Origin of the sequence: Streptomyces sp. NPDC059900, from assembly GCF_050270335.1 — a bacterium.
Taxonomy (GTDB): Bacteria; Actinomycetota; Actinomycetes; order Streptomycetales; family Streptomycetaceae; genus Streptomyces.
In genome coordinates, this window is sequence record NZ_JBNNJZ010000511.1 from 4,737 (window position 1) to 5,941 (window position 1,205).

Here is a 1,205-nt window from a genome sequence, read left to right on the forward strand (position 1 = left end):
GGGACCACAGCGCGGAGGTCAGGCTGCGCGCCGGGGTGTCGGAGTAGGGCGCGAAGTGCGGCCGGTGGGTCACGCTGCGCCCGGCCGACAGGGCGGCGAACAGGGCCGGCCAGTCTCGTCCTTCCACCGAGTGCATGGCCGGTGTAGAGCTCATCAGTCCCAGCTGCGAGCGGCCGCCGGAGCGCTCTTGGACCACCTGCGCCAGGCCCTGTGCCACTTCCAGCTGAGCCGTCCGCCACACCTGCTGCAACAGCCTGCGCCAGGGGTGCGGCTGCCCGGCGGCGGTGAGGGCGGCGACCGCCTGCTCGCGGGATACGGGCTCGCCCGCCAGGTCTGCCAGGCGCTCCAGCATGAGCGGTTCGAAGCCGCCGCCCCAGTCCAGCGGCGCGTGGTTGTGGAAGCGGAAGTCGTCCTCCACCCACAGCACCCGGAAGCCGAGGCCCGCGAAGAGCCCGTAGTGCGCGTACAGCCAGCGGCGCCAGCGCGGGCAGGCAAAGGATGCCTGGGCGGTGGCGGGCCTGCCGCTCGGCGAGACCATGGGCGCGAAGCCGAGCGCGTCGAACCGGCCCCGGTCGGCGTGCCCGACGGTGACCCAGGGGTTGAGGCTGACGTCCAGTCCCGCTCCGGCCAGGATCGCGTGCGCTTCGGCCGCCGCGTCGAACCAGCGTGCCTCGTCCGCTCCCGCGAGGTGGCCGGTGTACAGCTGCTCGGCCCCGAGGAGCAGCACCACTTCGTCGACCCCGTTCTCGCCGCACACCTTGGCCAGGGCGCCCGCCCGGGCGGCGAGGTCGTCGCCGGGGCTCAGCTGGAAGCGCAGGTGGTAGCGCGCCCGCCGGGCGCCGGGGGTCATTTGAGGCTCCCCGCGACCAGGCCGGAGCGCCAGTGGCGCTGCAGGCACAGGAACAGCAGCACCAGGGGGATGACCGAGACCAGCGCGGCCGTGATGACGACGTTGTAGGGCACCGCCGAGCCGATGCCGCGCTGGGCCTGCCAGCCCACGATGCCCACGGTGACCGGCTGCAGTCGGTCGTCGGCCAGCATGAGCACCGGCAGCAGGTAGTTGGTCCACACCGTGACGAACTGGAACAGGAACATCGTCACCAGGGCGGGCGACATCAGCCGCAGCGCGATGGTGGCGAAGATGCGCGCCTCCCCCGCGCCGTCCATACGGCCCGCCTCGATCAGTTCGTCGGGTACGGAGGCGG

Annotated in this window: 2 protein-coding genes; both read right to left on the bottom strand. The window is 72.9% G+C overall.

Annotated features, from left to right (window positions below; all coding sequences use genetic code 11):
- On the bottom strand, window positions 1–850 hold an 850-nt coding region (locus ACQKIP_RS37645), incomplete at its 3' end, for a hypothetical protein (protein WP_427745170.1).
- The coding region (locus ACQKIP_RS37650) for a carbohydrate ABC transporter permease (protein WP_427745171.1) at window positions 847–1,205 on the bottom strand (359 nt) is incomplete at its 5' end. The genes ACQKIP_RS37650 and ACQKIP_RS37645, both read right to left, overlap by 4 nt.